This window comes from Streptosporangium sp. NPDC023963 (genome assembly GCF_040639135.1).
Taxonomy (GTDB): Bacteria; Actinomycetota; Actinomycetes; order Streptosporangiales; family Streptosporangiaceae; genus Streptosporangium.
Map to the genome: position 1 here is coordinate 1 of NZ_JBEZZK010000009.1, position 13,420 is coordinate 13,420.

General features: G+C 72.1%; 15 protein-coding genes. 12 read left to right on the top strand and 3 right to left on the bottom strand.

Translation table 11 applies throughout. The annotated features are described in order from the left end of the window. Positions 1-204: 204 nt before the first annotated feature. From AB0F88_RS25415 to yjfF, 3 genes are read left to right on the top strand one after another with little or no spacing between them, the layout of a single operon-like run. Positions 205-1,716 (top strand): sugar ABC transporter ATP-binding protein, encoded by a 1,512-nt coding sequence (locus AB0F88_RS25415; RefSeq protein ID WP_362688782.1) that lies wholly within the window; start codon positions 205-207, stop codon positions 1,714-1,716. Beyond that, positions 1,713-2,834, top strand: coding sequence for an ABC transporter permease (locus tag AB0F88_RS25420; protein WP_362688785.1), 1,122 nt, complete (start codon positions 1,713-1,715; stop codon positions 2,832-2,834). Before AB0F88_RS25415 ends, AB0F88_RS25420 begins: the two co-directional genes overlap by 4 nt. Then, the gene (gene yjfF / locus AB0F88_RS25425) at positions 2,831-3,820 is read left to right on the top strand and encodes a galactofuranose ABC transporter, permease protein YjfF (RefSeq protein WP_362688788.1); all 990 of its coding nucleotides are present in this window, start codon (positions 2,831-2,833) and stop codon (positions 3,818-3,820) included. The genes AB0F88_RS25420 and yjfF overlap by 4 nt, the downstream gene beginning before the upstream one ends. Before the next feature lie 121 nt (positions 3,821-3,941). Here yjfF and AB0F88_RS25430 read toward each other — a convergent pair whose 3' ends face one another. Continuing rightward, positions 3,942-4,718 (bottom strand): alpha/beta hydrolase, encoded by a 777-nt coding sequence (locus AB0F88_RS25430; RefSeq protein ID WP_362688791.1) that lies wholly within the window; start codon positions 4,716-4,718, stop codon positions 3,942-3,944. A gap of 57 nt (positions 4,719-4,775) precedes the next feature. Between AB0F88_RS25430 and AB0F88_RS25435 the strand changes: the two genes are divergently transcribed. Further along, on the top strand, positions 4,776-5,249 hold the full coding sequence (locus AB0F88_RS25435) for a MarR family transcriptional regulator (RefSeq protein WP_362688794.1): 474 nt from the start codon (positions 4,776-4,778) through the stop codon (positions 5,247-5,249). A 69-nt stretch (positions 5,250-5,318) separates the two neighbouring features. Here AB0F88_RS25435 and AB0F88_RS25440 read toward each other — a convergent pair whose 3' ends face one another. Then, entirely contained in the window at positions 5,319-5,918 is a 600-nt protein-coding gene (locus tag AB0F88_RS25440; RefSeq protein ID WP_362688797.1) for a TetR family transcriptional regulator, read from the bottom strand. A 70-nt stretch (positions 5,919-5,988) separates the two neighbouring features. On the opposite strand from AB0F88_RS25440, the gene AB0F88_RS25445 reads away from it, so the two are divergent. From AB0F88_RS25445 to pcaG, 5 genes are all read left to right on the top strand, one after another. Then, the gene (locus AB0F88_RS25445) at positions 5,989-6,816 is read left to right on the top strand and encodes a class I SAM-dependent methyltransferase (RefSeq protein WP_362688800.1); all 828 of its coding nucleotides are present in this window, start codon (positions 5,989-5,991) and stop codon (positions 6,814-6,816) included. A 184-nt stretch (positions 6,817-7,000) separates the two neighbouring features. Further along, entirely contained in the window at positions 7,001-7,780 is a 780-nt protein-coding gene (locus AB0F88_RS25450; RefSeq protein ID WP_362688803.1) for a CoA transferase subunit A, read from the top strand. Then, positions 7,777-8,406 (top strand): CoA transferase subunit B, encoded by a 630-nt coding sequence (locus AB0F88_RS25455; RefSeq protein ID WP_362688806.1) that lies wholly within the window; start codon positions 7,777-7,779, stop codon positions 8,404-8,406. The genes AB0F88_RS25450 and AB0F88_RS25455 overlap by 4 nt, the downstream gene beginning before the upstream one ends. Before the next feature lie 101 nt (positions 8,407-8,507). Next, entirely contained in the window at positions 8,508-9,287 is a 780-nt protein-coding gene (gene pcaH, locus AB0F88_RS25460) for a protocatechuate 3,4-dioxygenase subunit beta (protein WP_362688809.1), read from the top strand. Beyond that, the gene (gene pcaG, locus AB0F88_RS25465) at positions 9,284-9,808 is read left to right on the top strand and encodes a protocatechuate 3,4-dioxygenase subunit alpha (RefSeq protein ID WP_362688812.1); all 525 of its coding nucleotides are present in this window, start codon (positions 9,284-9,286) and stop codon (positions 9,806-9,808) included. The genes pcaH and pcaG overlap by 4 nt, the downstream gene beginning before the upstream one ends. Positions 9,809-9,924: 116 nt before the next feature. Here pcaG and AB0F88_RS25470 read toward each other — a convergent pair whose 3' ends face one another. Then, the gene (locus tag AB0F88_RS25470; protein ID WP_362688815.1) at positions 9,925-10,758 is read right to left on the bottom strand and encodes an NmrA family NAD(P)-binding protein; all 834 of its coding nucleotides are present in this window, start codon (positions 10,756-10,758) and stop codon (positions 9,925-9,927) included. Between the two features lie 129 nt (positions 10,759-10,887). Between AB0F88_RS25470 and AB0F88_RS25475 the strand changes: the two genes are divergently transcribed. From AB0F88_RS25475 to AB0F88_RS25485, 3 genes are all read left to right on the top strand, one after another. Next, complete coding sequence (locus AB0F88_RS25475; RefSeq protein WP_362688818.1) at positions 10,888-11,865, top strand: AraC family transcriptional regulator; 978 nt, start codon at positions 10,888-10,890, stop codon at positions 11,863-11,865. Between the two features lie 180 nt (positions 11,866-12,045). After that, positions 12,046-12,483 carry a type II 3-dehydroquinate dehydratase gene (gene aroQ / locus AB0F88_RS25480; protein WP_362688821.1) on the top strand — a complete coding sequence of 146 codons (438 nt, stop codon included), beginning with the start codon at positions 12,046-12,048 and terminating at the stop codon, positions 12,481-12,483. Beyond that, entirely contained in the window at positions 12,483-13,328 is an 846-nt protein-coding gene (locus AB0F88_RS25485; RefSeq protein WP_362688824.1) for a shikimate dehydrogenase, read from the top strand. Before aroQ ends, AB0F88_RS25485 begins: the two co-directional genes overlap by 1 nt. Positions 13,329-13,420: the final 92 nt, after the last annotated feature.

Here is a 13,420-nt window from a genome sequence, read left to right on the forward strand (position 1 = left end):
CGGGAAGATCAGCTACATCGTCGAGTGCAGCCCGCTGCTCGGCCCCCAGCTGATGGACCTGGCCAAGAAGGTCGTCGCCGGTGAGCAGGTCCCGGCCCGCGTGGTGACCGAGGAGACCACCTTCACCCAGGAGCAGGCCAAGGAAGCCCTGCCCACCCGCCAGTACTGAGCCGCCCACCCCTGGAAAGAAGAAAGGAGCGCGGCATGGACGCACCGGCACCGATCGTACGGATGAGCGGGATCGGCAAACGATTCCCCGGCGTCAAGGCCCTGGACGACGTCGGCTTCCGGCTGCTGCCGGGCGAGGTGCACGCGCTGATGGGAGAGAACGGCGCGGGGAAGTCGACGCTGATCAAAGTCCTCACCGGCGTGTACGGCGTCGACGAGGGCGAGATCGAATTGGCCGGAGAGCCGGTCGCCTTCTCCAGCCCGTCAGCCGCCCAGCAGGCCGGCATCAGCACGGTCTACCAGGAGGTCAACCTGTGCGGGAACCTCTCGATCGCGGAGAACATCTTCGTGGGCCGGGAGCCGCGCAGGTTCGGCCGCATCCGGTGGAAGGAGATGCGCCGGCGTGCCAAGGAGCTGATGGGCCGCCTGGACCTGCACGTCGACGTGTCGGCGCCGCTGGCGTCGTGCTCGCTGGCCGTGCAGCAGATGGTCGCGATCGCCAGGGCGGTCGACATCGACGCCAAGGTGCTCATCCTCGACGAGCCGACCTCCAGCCTCGACGCCGGTGAGGTGGCCCAGCTGTTCCGGGTGATGCGCCGGCTGAAGGATCAGGGCATCGCCATCCTGTTCGTCTCGCACTTCCTCGACCAGATCTACGAGGTGTCGGACCGCGTGACGGTCCTGCGCGACGGGAAGCTCGTGGGGGAGTACCTCACCCGCGAGCTCTCCCAGGTCGACCTGGTCGCCAAGATGATCGGGCGGGAGCTGGCCGCCCTGGAGAAACTCGACGAGAAGCCGCCCGCCCGGGTCGCGGAGCCGCTTGTCGAGGCTCACGACCTCGGGCGGGCGGGCGCCATCGCCCCCTTCACCCTGACCATCAGGGAGGGGGAGGTCGTCGGGCTGGCCGGGCTGCTCGGCTCCGGCCGCACCGAGCTGGCGCGGCTGCTGTTCGGCGCCGACCACGCCGACGCCGGCTCGCTGAGCGTCGGCGGCAGGCAGGTCGCGCTGCGCACGCCGCGGGCGGCGATGAACCGGAAGATCGCCTTCTGCTCGGAGAACCGGCGGGCGGAGGGACTCGTCGACGAGCTCACGGTGCGGGAGAACATCGTCCTCGCGCTGCAGGCCTCGCGCGGCTGGAGCAGGCCGCTGTCGCGGCGCAGGCAGGACGAGCTGGTCGCCAAGTACATCACCGCCCTGAACATCCGGCCGGGCGACCCCGAGCAGCCGGTCCGCACCCTCAGCGGCGGCAACCAGCAGAAGGTGCTGCTGGCCCGCTGGCTGATCATGGAACCCCGGCTGCTCATCCTCGACGAGCCCACCCGGGGGATCGACGTCGGCGCGAAGTCTGAGATCCAGCGGCTGGTCGCCGAACTGTCCGACGGAGGCATGGCCGTGCTGTTCATCTCCGCCGAGCTGGAGGAGGTCCTGCGGCTCAGTCACCGGGTCGGGGTCCTGCGCGACCGCACGCTGGTCGCCCAGCTCGACAACGACGACGCGCTCACCACCGACGTCCTGATGCAGAAGATCGCGAGCGGAGCGCCGGCATGAGTTCTGTACGAGACCGCGCCGGCGCCCTGGCACGACACCGGCTGCTGTGGCCCGTCGTGATCCTGGTCGCGCTGCTGGCGCTCAACGTGGTGTTCACCGACAACTTCCTGCACGTGCAGATGAGGGACGGGCACCTCTACGGCAGCCTCATCGACATCCTCCGCTTCGGGGCGCCGCTGATCCTGGTCGCGCTGGGCATGACGCTGGTCATCGCCACCGGCGGCATCGACCTGTCGGTCGGCTCGGTGGTGGCGATCGGCGGGGCGCTGGCCTGCATGCAGATCAGCGGCCTGGCCGACCAGAACTCCGTCGCCGGCGTGCTGTCGGCGATCGGCGTCACGCTGGTGGTGGCGCTCGCGCTCGGAGCCTGGAACGGGTTCCTGGTGGCCGCCGTCGGCATCCAGCCGATCATCGCGACGCTGATCCTCATGGTCGCGGGACGGGGCCTGGCCCAGCTGATCACCGACGGGCAGATCATCACGATCAACAGCGCCCCGTACAAGCTGGTCGGCGGCGGTTACTGGCTCACGCTGCCGTTCGGCATCCTCATCGTGATCGCGCTGACGGCGCTGACCGCCTTCCTCACCCGGAGGCTGGCGCTGGGCATGTTCATCGAGGCGGTCGGCGGCAACGCCGAGGCCAGCAGGCTGTCGGGGATCCGCTCCCGGGGCGTGCTGATCGTGACCTACACCTTCTGCGGGCTGTGCGCGGGCATCGCGGGGCTGATGATCAGCTCCAACGTGTCCAGCGCGGACGGCAACAACGCCGGCCTGTGGATCGAGCTTGACGCCATCCTGGCCGTCGTCATCGGCGGCACCTCGCTGGCGGGCGGCCGGTTCTCCCTCGGCGGCACCGTGCTGGGAGCGCTGATCATTCAGACCCTGACCACCACGATCTACTCGATCGGCGTGCCGCCGGAGACGACGCTGCTGTTCAAGGCGCTCGTGGTGACGATCGTTTGCCTGCTGCAGTCGCCGGCCTTCCGGCGGAGGATCTTCCAGTGGGAGCGGGACGATCCCGCACCGCCGCCGCCCGCTCCCGGGGGCGGACCCGACCGCCCCCTCGCGGGCACGGCCACCGGCGAGCAGGTACGGGAAGAGACGGTGAGGAACGGATGACGACCATCACGACCGGCCCGGCCGGGCGGATCGCGATCCCCCGCAGGTACGTCCCGGTCATGGTGACCGCGGGCCTGCTCATCGCGATGTTCACGGCCGGCGGTATCCGGTACGAGGGGTTCGCCAGCGGCCAGGTGATCCTCAACGTCTTCGTCGACAACGCGTTCCTGCTCGTCGTCGGCGTCGGCATGACGTTCGTGATCCTCGCCGGCGGCATCGACCTGTCGGTGGGCGCGGTGGTGGCGCTGTCCACGATGGTCACGGCCAGCCTCGTCACGAACCAGGGCTGGCCGGCACCGGTGGTGATCGTGCTGGTGCTGGCCATCGGCGCGACGCTGGGATTCGGGATGGGGGCGATCATCCACTACTTCGAGGTCCAGCCCTTCATCGCGACCCTCGCCGGGATGTTCCTGGCCCGCGGGCTGTGCTACACGATCGGCACCGACTCGATCCCGATCACCGACGGCATCTTCACCGCCTTCGCGCAGACCAGGATCGACCTGGGCGGCGAGATGTGGATCTCGCCGAGCGTGGTGATCGCCGCGATCGTGGTGCTGGTGGCCGCGTACGTGCTGCACCACACGCGGCTGGGGCGCACGGTCTACGCCGTCGGCGGCAGCGAGCAGTCCGCGCTGCTCATGGGCCTTCCGGTGGGACGGACGAAGATCGCCGTCTACACGATCAGCGGGCTGTGCTCCGCGCTCGGCGGGATCCTGCTGTCCTTCTACATGCTGTCCGGGTACGGCCTGCACGCCGTCGGCATGGAACTGGACGCCATCGCGGCGGTGGTCATCGGCGGCACGCTGCTCACCGGCGGCTCGGGCTATCTCTTCGGCACCGTGCTGGGCATCCTCGTGCTCGGCCTGACCCAGACGATCATCAGCTTCGAGGGGACCCTCAGCTCCTGGTGGACCAAGATCTTCATTGGCCTGCTGCTGTTCGCCTTCATCCTGCTGCAGCGGCTCATCGGCGTCCGGCGGACCTGAGGCGGGGACCGGCCCCGGCCGTTCCGGCCGGGGCCGGTCACCTCTCGCGTGAAGTGAGCCGGGCGGGAGCGGATGCCGGGCGCGGACCACCCTGACCCGCCGGCCTCGCGTAACGGCGCGGTCACAGGGCGCGGAGGAAGTCCGCGAGGATCTCGTCGAAGACGCCGGGACGTTCCATGTTGGGGTAGTGGGCCGCGCCGTCGACCGAGACGGCGCGGCCGTCGGCGACGGTGCCGGCGAGGCGGTCGGCCATGCCGATGTGGTCGGGCGAGTCGGCCGAGCCGTGGACGGCCAGCACCGGGACGCCGATCCCGGCGGCGCGGGCCCAGGTGTCGCGCACCGGGACGAGCAGGTCGGGTTCGTCGGAGGTGTGCTTGCCCATGGTCTCCGCGGTCATGTGGCGCAGGCGGCGTACGACGTCGGGGTCGACCTCGTCGAGGGTCCGGTGCGGGCCCGCCGCAAACAGCGTGAGCGCCTCGATCGAGGCCGCCAGATCACCGGCGGCCATCGCGGAGTTCAAGGTGGCGAAGTTGCGGGTGGTCCACGGGTCGGTGAAATACGGTTCGCTGGTGCCGGCACCGCTGATGACCAGGGCGGTGACCAGCTCGGGGTGCTCCAGAGCGGTGTCGACCGCGACGCCGGCACCCATGGACACGCCGACGAGGACCGCGGGGCCGGTACCGAGGTGACGGAGCAGCGCGGCGACGTCGTCGGTGTGGCGGAACGGTTCGGTCGCGTTGGCGGACCGGCCGTGGCCGCGGGCGTCGGGCGCGATGACGTGGTGGGACGGGGCGAAGGCCGGGATCTGCGCGTCCCACATGCCGTGGCCGAGAAAGCCGCCGTGCAGCAGGACGAGGGGCGGGCCGGAGCCGGTTTCGTGCCAGAACAGATCATTCATGACACCTAGGTTGTCATTTTGTCGCTGAGATGACAACCTAGGTGTCATCATGGTGGGGTGAGGGAAACAGGGCAGGATGTGGCGCCGGTGGAGCCGGCCGACCGGCTCGCCGGGGTGTTCGATCTGGTGGGGCCGCTGTACCGGCGGGCGCAGCGCAAGGTGGAACAGGACGTGCCGGGCGAGGGGCTGTCGGTCGGGGTCCGGGCCGTGTTGAACATGCTCCACGGGCACGGGCCGATGACCGTCCCGCAGATGGGCCGGGCGCAGGCGCTGAGCCGCCAGTTCGTGCAGCGGATGGTCAACGAGGCGGCTGCCCGGCGCCTCGTCGAGTCCGTCGAGAACCCGGCGCACAAGCGGTCCTCGCTCATCCGGCTGACCGCCGAGGGCGAGGCCGCCATCGGCGCCGTGATCGCCCGCGAGCGCGCGATGCTCCATCAGGTCGGCGACGACCTCACCGACGCCGAGATCGCCGGCTGCGTCCGGGTGCTCTCGCGCCTGCTCAGGCTCCTCGACGACGTCGAGATGGACTGACCGGCGGGGTGGCGGATGGGTGCGGTCCCGCGAGCCGCGATCGGAGGGAGGGCCGGCGCGGCGGGCGGCTCACAGCAGCCGTCTTTGCACCACGTCGGCGACGACCGTGCTCACGATCCGATGGACGGCTCCGGCCTCGGGCGGGGTGCCCCCCGCGCCGGCGTACAGCAGGTGTCCGGCACCGACCAGCGTGAACGCGAGCGTGTCGACGTCGGCGTCCGCCGCGATGCGGCCCATCTCGCACTCGGCGGTGAGGTAGGAGGCGAGCATGGCCCCGGCCTCCGCCAGGATCGGGACGCCGGTCGACCCGGCCCGGCTCAGCCGGGCGCGCAGGTCGTCCCGGGAGATGACGAGGCCGACGATCGCCACGGCGACGGTCTCGAACAGCTCCGTCAGCGCGCCGGTGAGGTTGCCGGCGACGGTGCCGGTCCCGGCGGAGTCGTACAGGGCGGCGGCCTGAGGGCCGATCCGGGCGGCGCGGTCCAGCACGAGCTCGGCGAGGAAGGCGTCGAAGTCGGCGAAGTGCCGGTGCAGGACCCCCTTGGCGCAGTCGGCCTCGGTGGTGACCGCCCGGCTGGTCAGCGCGTTCGGCCCGTCCCTGAGCAGGACGCGCTCGGCGGCGTCGAACAGCTGCTCGCGCGCGTCGCGCATGGCCACCCCCGTCGGCACCGTGCATCCCTCTTCCCGGTCGAGGAGCCCGCCCGTTGACGAGTGGGCATGTGCCCACTAGCGTGGGCGCATGCCCACTATACCGCCGGCCGGAGCGCCTCTTCCTGGGAACGACCTTCATCGACACCGGCAGGTGGCGGAGTCGTTCGGCGTGGACGCCGAACGCTACGACCGCACCCGTCCCCGCTATCCCGACGCCATGGTGGACCGGATCGTCGCCGCCTGCCCCGGCCCCGGCGTCCTCGACGTCGGCTGCGGCACCGGCATAGAGGCCCGGCAGTTCCAGGCGGCCGGCTGCGAGGTCCTCGGCGTCGAGCCCGACGCGCGGATGGCCGACTTCGCGCGGCGCGGCGGGGTCGAGGTCGAGGTGGCGACGTTCGAGGCCTGGGACCCCGCCGGCCGGATGTTCGACGCGGTCGTCGCCGGGACGGCCTGGCACTGGGTGGACCCGGTGGCGGGAGCCGCCAAGGCGGCGCGGGTGCTGCGGCCCGGCGGGCGGCTGGCGGCGTTCTGGCACGTGTTCCAGCTTCCGCCCGGCCTGGCGGAGGACTTCGCCGCGGTCTACCGGCGGGTGGTGCCCGACTCGCCGTTCGTCTTCCAGGAGAAGGGGAACGCCCTGGAGGGATACCAGGCGCTGTTCGCCAAGGCCGCCGACGGGATCCGGGAGGCGGGCGGGTTCGGCGACCCGGAGCAGTGGCGGTTCGACTGGGAGTGTTCCTACACCCGGGACACGTGGCTGGACCAGCTGCCCACCTCCGGCGCTCTCACCCGGCTCCCGCAGGACAGGCTGGCGGAGGTGCTGGAGGGCGCCGGCGCCGCCGTCGACGCGATGGGGGGCGGCTTCACGATGCCCTACACCACGGTGGTCGTCACCGCCGCCCGCGCCGGCGCGGCCTGACGCGGCCGGCGCACGCGGCACGGCGGCCGGCCCGCCTTCCGGGAGGGCCGTCCCTCCCGGAAGGCGGGCCGGTTCCTTCCGCGCCGACGGGGGTGCTTTGACAGGACGGTCGCCGGTACACATACTCAAGTGCGCGATAATGAACTAAAGTTCGCAGAGCGAACAACCGGCCGAACGGAGTGTCGTGCGCGGAGACAAGGTGATCGCCACGGCCGCGGAGGCCCTGGCGGACGTGCGCGACGGCGCGTCGTTCGCGGTGGGCGGGTTCGGCCTGAGCGGCATCCCGAACGTGCTGATCCAGGCCCTGTACGACACGGGGGTGCGCGGGATCGGCGTGGTGTCGAACAACTGCGGCGTGGACGGCGGCGGCCTGGGCGTCCTGCTGGAGGCCGGCCGGATCGGCCGGGTGACCGCCTCCTACATCGGCGACAACAAGGAGTTCGCCCGGCAGTACCTGACGGGGGAGCTGGAGGTGGAGCTCACCCCGCAGGGCAGCCTGGCCGAGCGGCTGCGCGCGGGCGGCTGCGGCATCCCCGCCTTCTACACCCCGGCGGGGGTCGGCACGCCGGTCGCCGACGGCGGGCTGCCGTTGCGGCACGGCCCGGACGGCTCGGTGGTGCTCGCCTCACCGCCCAAGGAGGTGCGCGAGTTCGACGGCCGGACCTACGTGCTGGAGCACGGCATCACCACCGACTTCGCGCTGGTGCGGGCGGCCAGGGGAGACCGGCACGGCAACCTCGTGTTCGGCAAGGCCGCCAGGAACTTCAACCCGCTGGCCGCGATGGCCGGGCGGGTCACGATCGCCGAGGTCGAGGAGCTGACCGAGCTCGACCCCGACGAGATCCACCTGCCCGGGGTGTTCGTCCAGCGCGTCGTGCCGCTCACCCCGGAGCAGGCCGCCGACAAGGCCGTCGAACGGCGTACCACCTCCGTGCCCGCGGAGCGAGGGGAGACCACCTCATGAGCTGGAGCCGTGACCAGATGGTCGCGCGCGCGGCGGCCGAGCTGCGCGACGGCGACCACGTCAACCTCGGCATCGGCCTGCCCACCCGCATCCCCTCCTTCCTGCCCGCGGGCACGGACGTGATCCTGCACTCGGAGAACGGCATCCTCGGCGTCGGCCCCTATCCCGCGCCGGACGCGGTCGACCCCGACCTGATCAACGCGGGCAAGGAGACCGTGACCGTGCTCCCCGGCGCGTCGTTCTTCGACTCCTCGCTGTCGTTCGGCATGATCCGCGGTGGCCACATCGACGTGGCGGTGCTGGGCGCGATGCAGGTCTCGGCCCGCGGCGACCTGGCCAACTGGATGGTCCCCGGCAGGCTCGTCAAGGGCATGGGCGGCGCGATGGACCTGGTCCACGGCGCCCGCAGGGTCATCGTGATCATGGATCACGTCGCCAAGGACGGCTCGCCGAAGATCGTCGAGGAGTGCTCGCTGCCCCTCACGGGCAAGGGGTGCGTCCACCGGATCATCACCGACCTCGGCGTCCTCGACGTCACGGGGGAGGGGCTGGCGCTGGTGGAGACCGCCCCCGGGGTGAGCCCGGCGGAGCTGCGCGATCGTACGGACGCGGAGGTGAGGGCGTGAGGAGCGTCTCCGCCGTGGCCGGGACGGCCCGCCCCGCTCCCGCCTCCCCGCGCATCGGCGCCGGTCAGGGCCCGGCCGTCGTTCCCGAAAGGTAGGAGTTCATGTCAACACCCCTCACGCAGGCCGACATCGACCGCGAGATCGCCGAGCTCCGCGAGCTCCGCGAGCTCCGCGAGCTCCGGAACGCCGGTGACGGCCGGGAGGCGCACCACCCCTCCCGCGACTACGGCCCCTACCGCAGCACCGCGCTCCGCCACCCGAAACAGCCGCTGATCGAGGTCAAGGACCCGGACGCGGCCGAGCTGTCCGGGCCGGTCTTCGGCGTCACCGACGTCACCGCGCTCGACGCCGACCTGACCAGGCAGCACCTCGCCGAGCCGCTGGGTGAGCGCATCACGGTGCACGGCCGCGTCCTCGACAGGGACGGCCGCCCGGTGCGCGGCCAGCTCGTGGAGATATGGCAGGCCAACGCCTCCGGCCGCTACCCGCACCAGCGCGACGACCACCCGGCCCCGCTCGATCCCAACTTCACCGGCGTCGGCCGCTGTCTCACCGGCGACGACGGTGGCTACGCCTTCACCACGATCAAGCCCGGCGCCTACCCCTGGCGCAACCACGCCAACGCCTGGCGCCCCGCGCACATCCACTTCTCGGTCTTCGGCACGGCCTTCACCCAGCGACTGGTCACCCAGATGTACTTCCCGAACGACCCGCTGTTCCCCTACGACCCGATCTTCAACTCCGTCACCGACGAGCGGGCCCGGCAGCGCATGATCGCCGCCTACGAGCACGACCTGTCCGTTCCCGAGTGGTCCCTCGGCTACCGGTGGGACATCGTCCTGGACGGCCCCGCCGCCACCTGGACGGAGGAGGGCCGGTGAATCCCACCCCCTCGCAGACCGTCGGCCCCTTCTACGGCTACGCGCTCCCGTTTCCCGGCGGCGGTGACATCGCGACCGGCGGGATCACCGTGCACGGGTACGTCTACGACGGCGCGGGCGCCCCGGTGCCGGACGCGCTGCTGGAGTTCTGGCAGGCGTCCCCGTCCGGCGACCTCACCGGCGCGCCCGGCACGCTGCGCCGCGACCCGGTGACCGGCGCGGTCATCGGCAGGCACGGTGTCGACTTCACCGGCTTCGGCCGGGTGCCCACCGACGCCGACGGCCGCTGGACGCTGCGCACGCTCGTGCCCGGCAACGGCTACATCAGCGTGTGCGTGTTCGCCCGCGGACTGCTGCACCACCTCTACACCCGCGTCTACCTCGCCCACGACGCCTTCCTCGACGCGCTGCCATCCGAGCGCGCGCACACGCTGCTGGCCGCGCGGGAGGGGGAGGACCGCTACCGCTTCGACATCCACCTGCAGGGCGAGAAGGAAACGATCTTCTTCGACTTCGGCTGACTCCGGGCCGCCACCTCGTGGAGGCCGGCGGCCTTCGCGAGATGCCCGCCTCCACCGTATGGCGGCCTTCGCGAGATGCCCGCCTTCACGGGCGGTGGTCTCCGGGGGCGCGGTCTTCACGGGGCGCGGAACCGGTCCGCGTGGTCGGTCACCCATGCGCGGAACGTGCGTGCCGGGGCTCCGGTGACCTCTTCCACCGTGGGGGTGGCCGCTGCCGGCTCGGTCACCATCTCGGCCTGGGCCCGCAGGACGCCGTCCACGGCCTCGGGTGGCCAGCCGCGGTCGAGCATCCGCCGCCGCGCGGCCTGCGGCGAGATCTCCTCCCAGCGCACCGGGCGGCCGATCACCTCGCCGATGACGGTCGCCTGCTCGGCCTGGGTCAGCGTCTCGGGCCCGGTCAGCTCGTAGGTCGCGCCGTCGTGCCCGTCGCCGGTGAGCGCGCGTACCGCGACCGCCGCGAGGTCCCGCTCGTGCAGCGGGGGCATGGCGGCCGCGCCGTACGGCTCGCGCACGACCGCCTCGGCGCGGATCCGCCCGGCCCACCGCAGGGCGTTGGCGGCGAAGGCGTGCGGTCGCAGGAACGTCCATTCCAGCCCGGATCGCTCGATCATCCGCTCGATCCGCCGCTCGTGGTCGCGTACGGCCGCCGAGGAGAGGTAGACGACGCGGCGGGCACGCGCGGCGACCGCATCCAGGATCGCGGGCATCCCCTCGGCCGTGGCGAACGGCCAGAGGAGGAACACGGCCTCGACCCCGTCCAGGGGCGCGCGCAGGCCGTCCGGATCGGCCAGGTCGACGCGCACGACCTCGGCGCCGTCGGGAAGGCCGGCCGTCCCGGGATCGCGGGCCGCCGCGCGCACCTCGGCACCCGCCTTCAGTGACTGGGCGACGACCTGCCGGCCTGCCGTGCCGGTCGCCCCGATCACCAGGATCCTGCGTTGTCCCGCCATGAAGGCCCCCAACGGTCGATCGCATCGTGTGCGCCAACCGTATGGGCACGCGAAGAGACATCCAATGCGCGCAGATCTTGTCTTCATACGCGTACGTCTTCGTAAGAGCTGCATGGATAGGCTTTCTCGATGGATGTGCTCAGCGACGTGATCGCCGCGACGCGCGCGGGGGAGCCTCGCTCGGCGCGCGTCCGGTGGTACGCCCCCTGGGGGCAGCGGTTTCCCGCCGTGCGCGGCTCCGCCGGTTTCCAGGTGGTCCTGCAGGGGTCGTGCCGGCTGATCCCCCCGGACGGCGGCGCCCCCGTCGCGCTGAACGTCGGTGACGTGGTGTTCCTGCCGCACGGAGGTGGCTACGCGCTCGCCGACAGCCCCGCCACCCCGCTGACCGAGCCCGCTTGTGACCCGCTGAACGACTCCCGGTTCGAGGACCGCTACGCCTCCGCGACCGTGGGAGAGGCCGGGCGCGACGGCTCGCAGGCGGTCACCGTGACCCTCTGCGGTGGATACCGGCTCGATCCCGGCCGGGCGCACCCGCTCCTGGGCGACCTGCCGGAGATCGTCCACCTGCCCGCTCGTCTCGGGCACCGCCCCGAGCTGCGCGCCGCCGTCGACCTCCTCGGCGGCGAGCTCGACGCTCCCCGCCTCGGCGTGGACACCATCGTGCCCGCCCTGCTCGACATGCTGCTGCTCTACATCCTGCGGGCCTGGTTCGACGAGCAGTCCGCACGCGGTACGGCCACCGGCTGGGCGGCAGCCCTGGCCGACCCGGCGATCGGCGCCGCGCTGCACGCCCTGCACCGTGACCCCGCGCTCCCGTGGACGGTCGAGACGCTCGGTGCCCGGGCGGGGCTGTCCAGGGCGGCCTTCTCCCGGCGCTTCACCACCCTGGTCGGCCGGCCGCCCCTGGCCTATCTGACCTGGTGGCGGATGACCACCGCCGCCCGGCTGCTCCGCGAGTCCGACGCCTCGCTCGGCGAGGTGGCCACCCGGATCGGCTACACCTCGGAGTTCGCCTTCGCCAACGCCTTCAAGCGGGAGTACGGCACCGCGCCGGGCGGATACCGGCGGCAGAGCCGGGCGGCGTCCCGGAGCGGCACCCCGGCGTAACGCCACCACGGCCGGCCGGTGGCCGGACGACTGGAAAGCCGGGGCGTCATGCGCTATAACGAACTCACTAGTTCGTACATGCGGTGAGACGTGAACGGGAAGGGTGTCCCCGCCGCTGCTCCAGCCCCGTGCACGCCCCTGTCTAGCCAGCTAACGTACTAGTACGTACATTGGAGAACGATGCCCAGCGTCCTGGTCCTCAACGGGCCCAATCTCAACCTCCTCGGCCGCCGCGAGCCGCACCTGTACGGCGGCGCGACGCTCGCCGACATCCGGGCGCGCTGCCTCGGCACCGGCGCCACGCTCGGGCTCGAGGTGGACTTCCGGCAGAGCAACCACGAGGGCGTGCTGATCGACGCCGTCCACGAGCCGGGCCCGGCCGCGATCGTGATCAACGCGGGCGGCTACACGCACACCTCCGTCGCCCTGCGCGACGCGCTGGCGGCCGTCGCCCTGCCCGTCGTCGAGGTCCACCTCACCAACATCCACCGGCGTGAGCCGTACCGGCACACGTCGTTCGTCTCCGAGGTCGCCGACGCCGTGATCTGTGGCGCCGGGGCGCACGGATACGTCCTCGCGCTGACCCACCTGGCGCACCTGCTGAAGAGGGAGAACTGATGGCCTCGTACCTGACCGGGTTGATCGGCTCGGGCATCGGCCCCTCGCTCAGCCCTCCGCTGCACGAGCGCGAGGCCACCCACCACGGGCTGCGGTACGTCTACCGGCTGCTCGACACCGACAGCCTGGGGCACGACGTGGGGGAACTGGTCCGTACGGCCCGCCGGTTCGGCTACGACGGGCTCAACATCACCCACCCGTGCAAGCAGGCCGTCATCCCGCACCTGGACGAGCTGTCGGCGGACGCCCGCATGCTGGGCGCCGTCAACACGGTCGTCTTCGACGGCGCGCGGGCCGTCGGTCACAACACCGACTGGACGGGCTTCGCCGAGTCGTTCGACCGCGGCCTGCCGGACGCGCCCACCCGGCGCATCGTCCAGCTCGGCGCGGGAGGCGCGGGAGCGGCGATCGCGCACGCGCTGCTGACCATGGGCGCCGGCGAGGTCACCGTCGTGGACGCCGACCCCGCGCGGGCGACGGCGCTGGCCGCCCGGCTGAGCGACCGCTTCGGGCCGGAACGGGCCCGCCCCGCCACCCGGGACGACCTGCCCGGGCTGCTCGCCCGCGCCGACGGCCTGGCGCACGCGACCCCCACCGGCATGGCGCTCCATCCCGGGCTGCCGCTGCCGGTCGAGCTGCTCCACCCCGGGCTGTGGGTGGCCGACATCGTCTACCGGCCGCTGGAGACCGAGCTGCTCAAACAGGCCCGCGCCCTGGGCTGCCGGACGCTCGACGGCGGGGGCATGGTCGTCTTCCAGGCCGCCCACGCCTTCCGCCTCTTCACCGGCCGCACCCCGGACAGCGAGCGGATGCTCGCCCACCTGACCGACCTGGTCGCCACGTGAGAACCCGCCCACCCGACCTCGGTACGACCTGAGAACCCGTCCACCCGACCTCGGTACGACCTGAGCACTCGTCCACCCGATCGACCCGGTCA

What these genes read in the sequence shown, in the direction of transcription:
- AB0F88_RS25470 (WP_362688815.1), bottom strand. Translation starts at nt 10,758, where the DNA reads ATGGCGGGACAACGCAGGATCCTGGTGATCGGGGCGACCGGCACGGCA.
- yjfF (WP_362688788.1), top strand. Translation starts at nt 2,831, where the DNA reads ATGACGACCATCACGACCGGCCCGGCCGGGCGGATCGCGATCCCCCGC.
- AB0F88_RS25415 (WP_362688782.1), top strand. Translation starts at nt 205, where the DNA reads ATGGACGCACCGGCACCGATCGTACGGATGAGCGGGATCGGCAAACGA.
- AB0F88_RS25475 (WP_362688818.1), top strand. Translation starts at nt 10,888, where the DNA reads ATGGATGTGCTCAGCGACGTGATCGCCGCGACGCGCGCGGGGGAGCCT.
- AB0F88_RS25445 (WP_362688800.1), top strand. Translation starts at nt 5,989, where the DNA reads ATGCCCACTATACCGCCGGCCGGAGCGCCTCTTCCTGGGAACGACCTT.
- AB0F88_RS25420 (WP_362688785.1), top strand. Translation starts at nt 1,713, where the DNA reads ATGAGTTCTGTACGAGACCGCGCCGGCGCCCTGGCACGACACCGGCTG.
- AB0F88_RS25430 (WP_362688791.1), bottom strand. Translation starts at nt 4,718, where the DNA reads ATGAATGATCTGTTCTGGCACGAAACCGGCTCCGGCCCGCCCCTCGTC.
- AB0F88_RS25455 (WP_362688806.1), top strand. Translation starts at nt 7,777, where the DNA reads ATGAGCTGGAGCCGTGACCAGATGGTCGCGCGCGCGGCGGCCGAGCTG.
- pcaH (WP_362688809.1), top strand. Translation starts at nt 8,508, where the DNA reads ATGTCAACACCCCTCACGCAGGCCGACATCGACCGCGAGATCGCCGAG.
- aroQ (WP_362688821.1), top strand. Translation starts at nt 12,046, where the DNA reads ATGCCCAGCGTCCTGGTCCTCAACGGGCCCAATCTCAACCTCCTCGGC.
- AB0F88_RS25485 (WP_362688824.1), top strand. Translation starts at nt 12,483, where the DNA reads ATGGCCTCGTACCTGACCGGGTTGATCGGCTCGGGCATCGGCCCCTCG.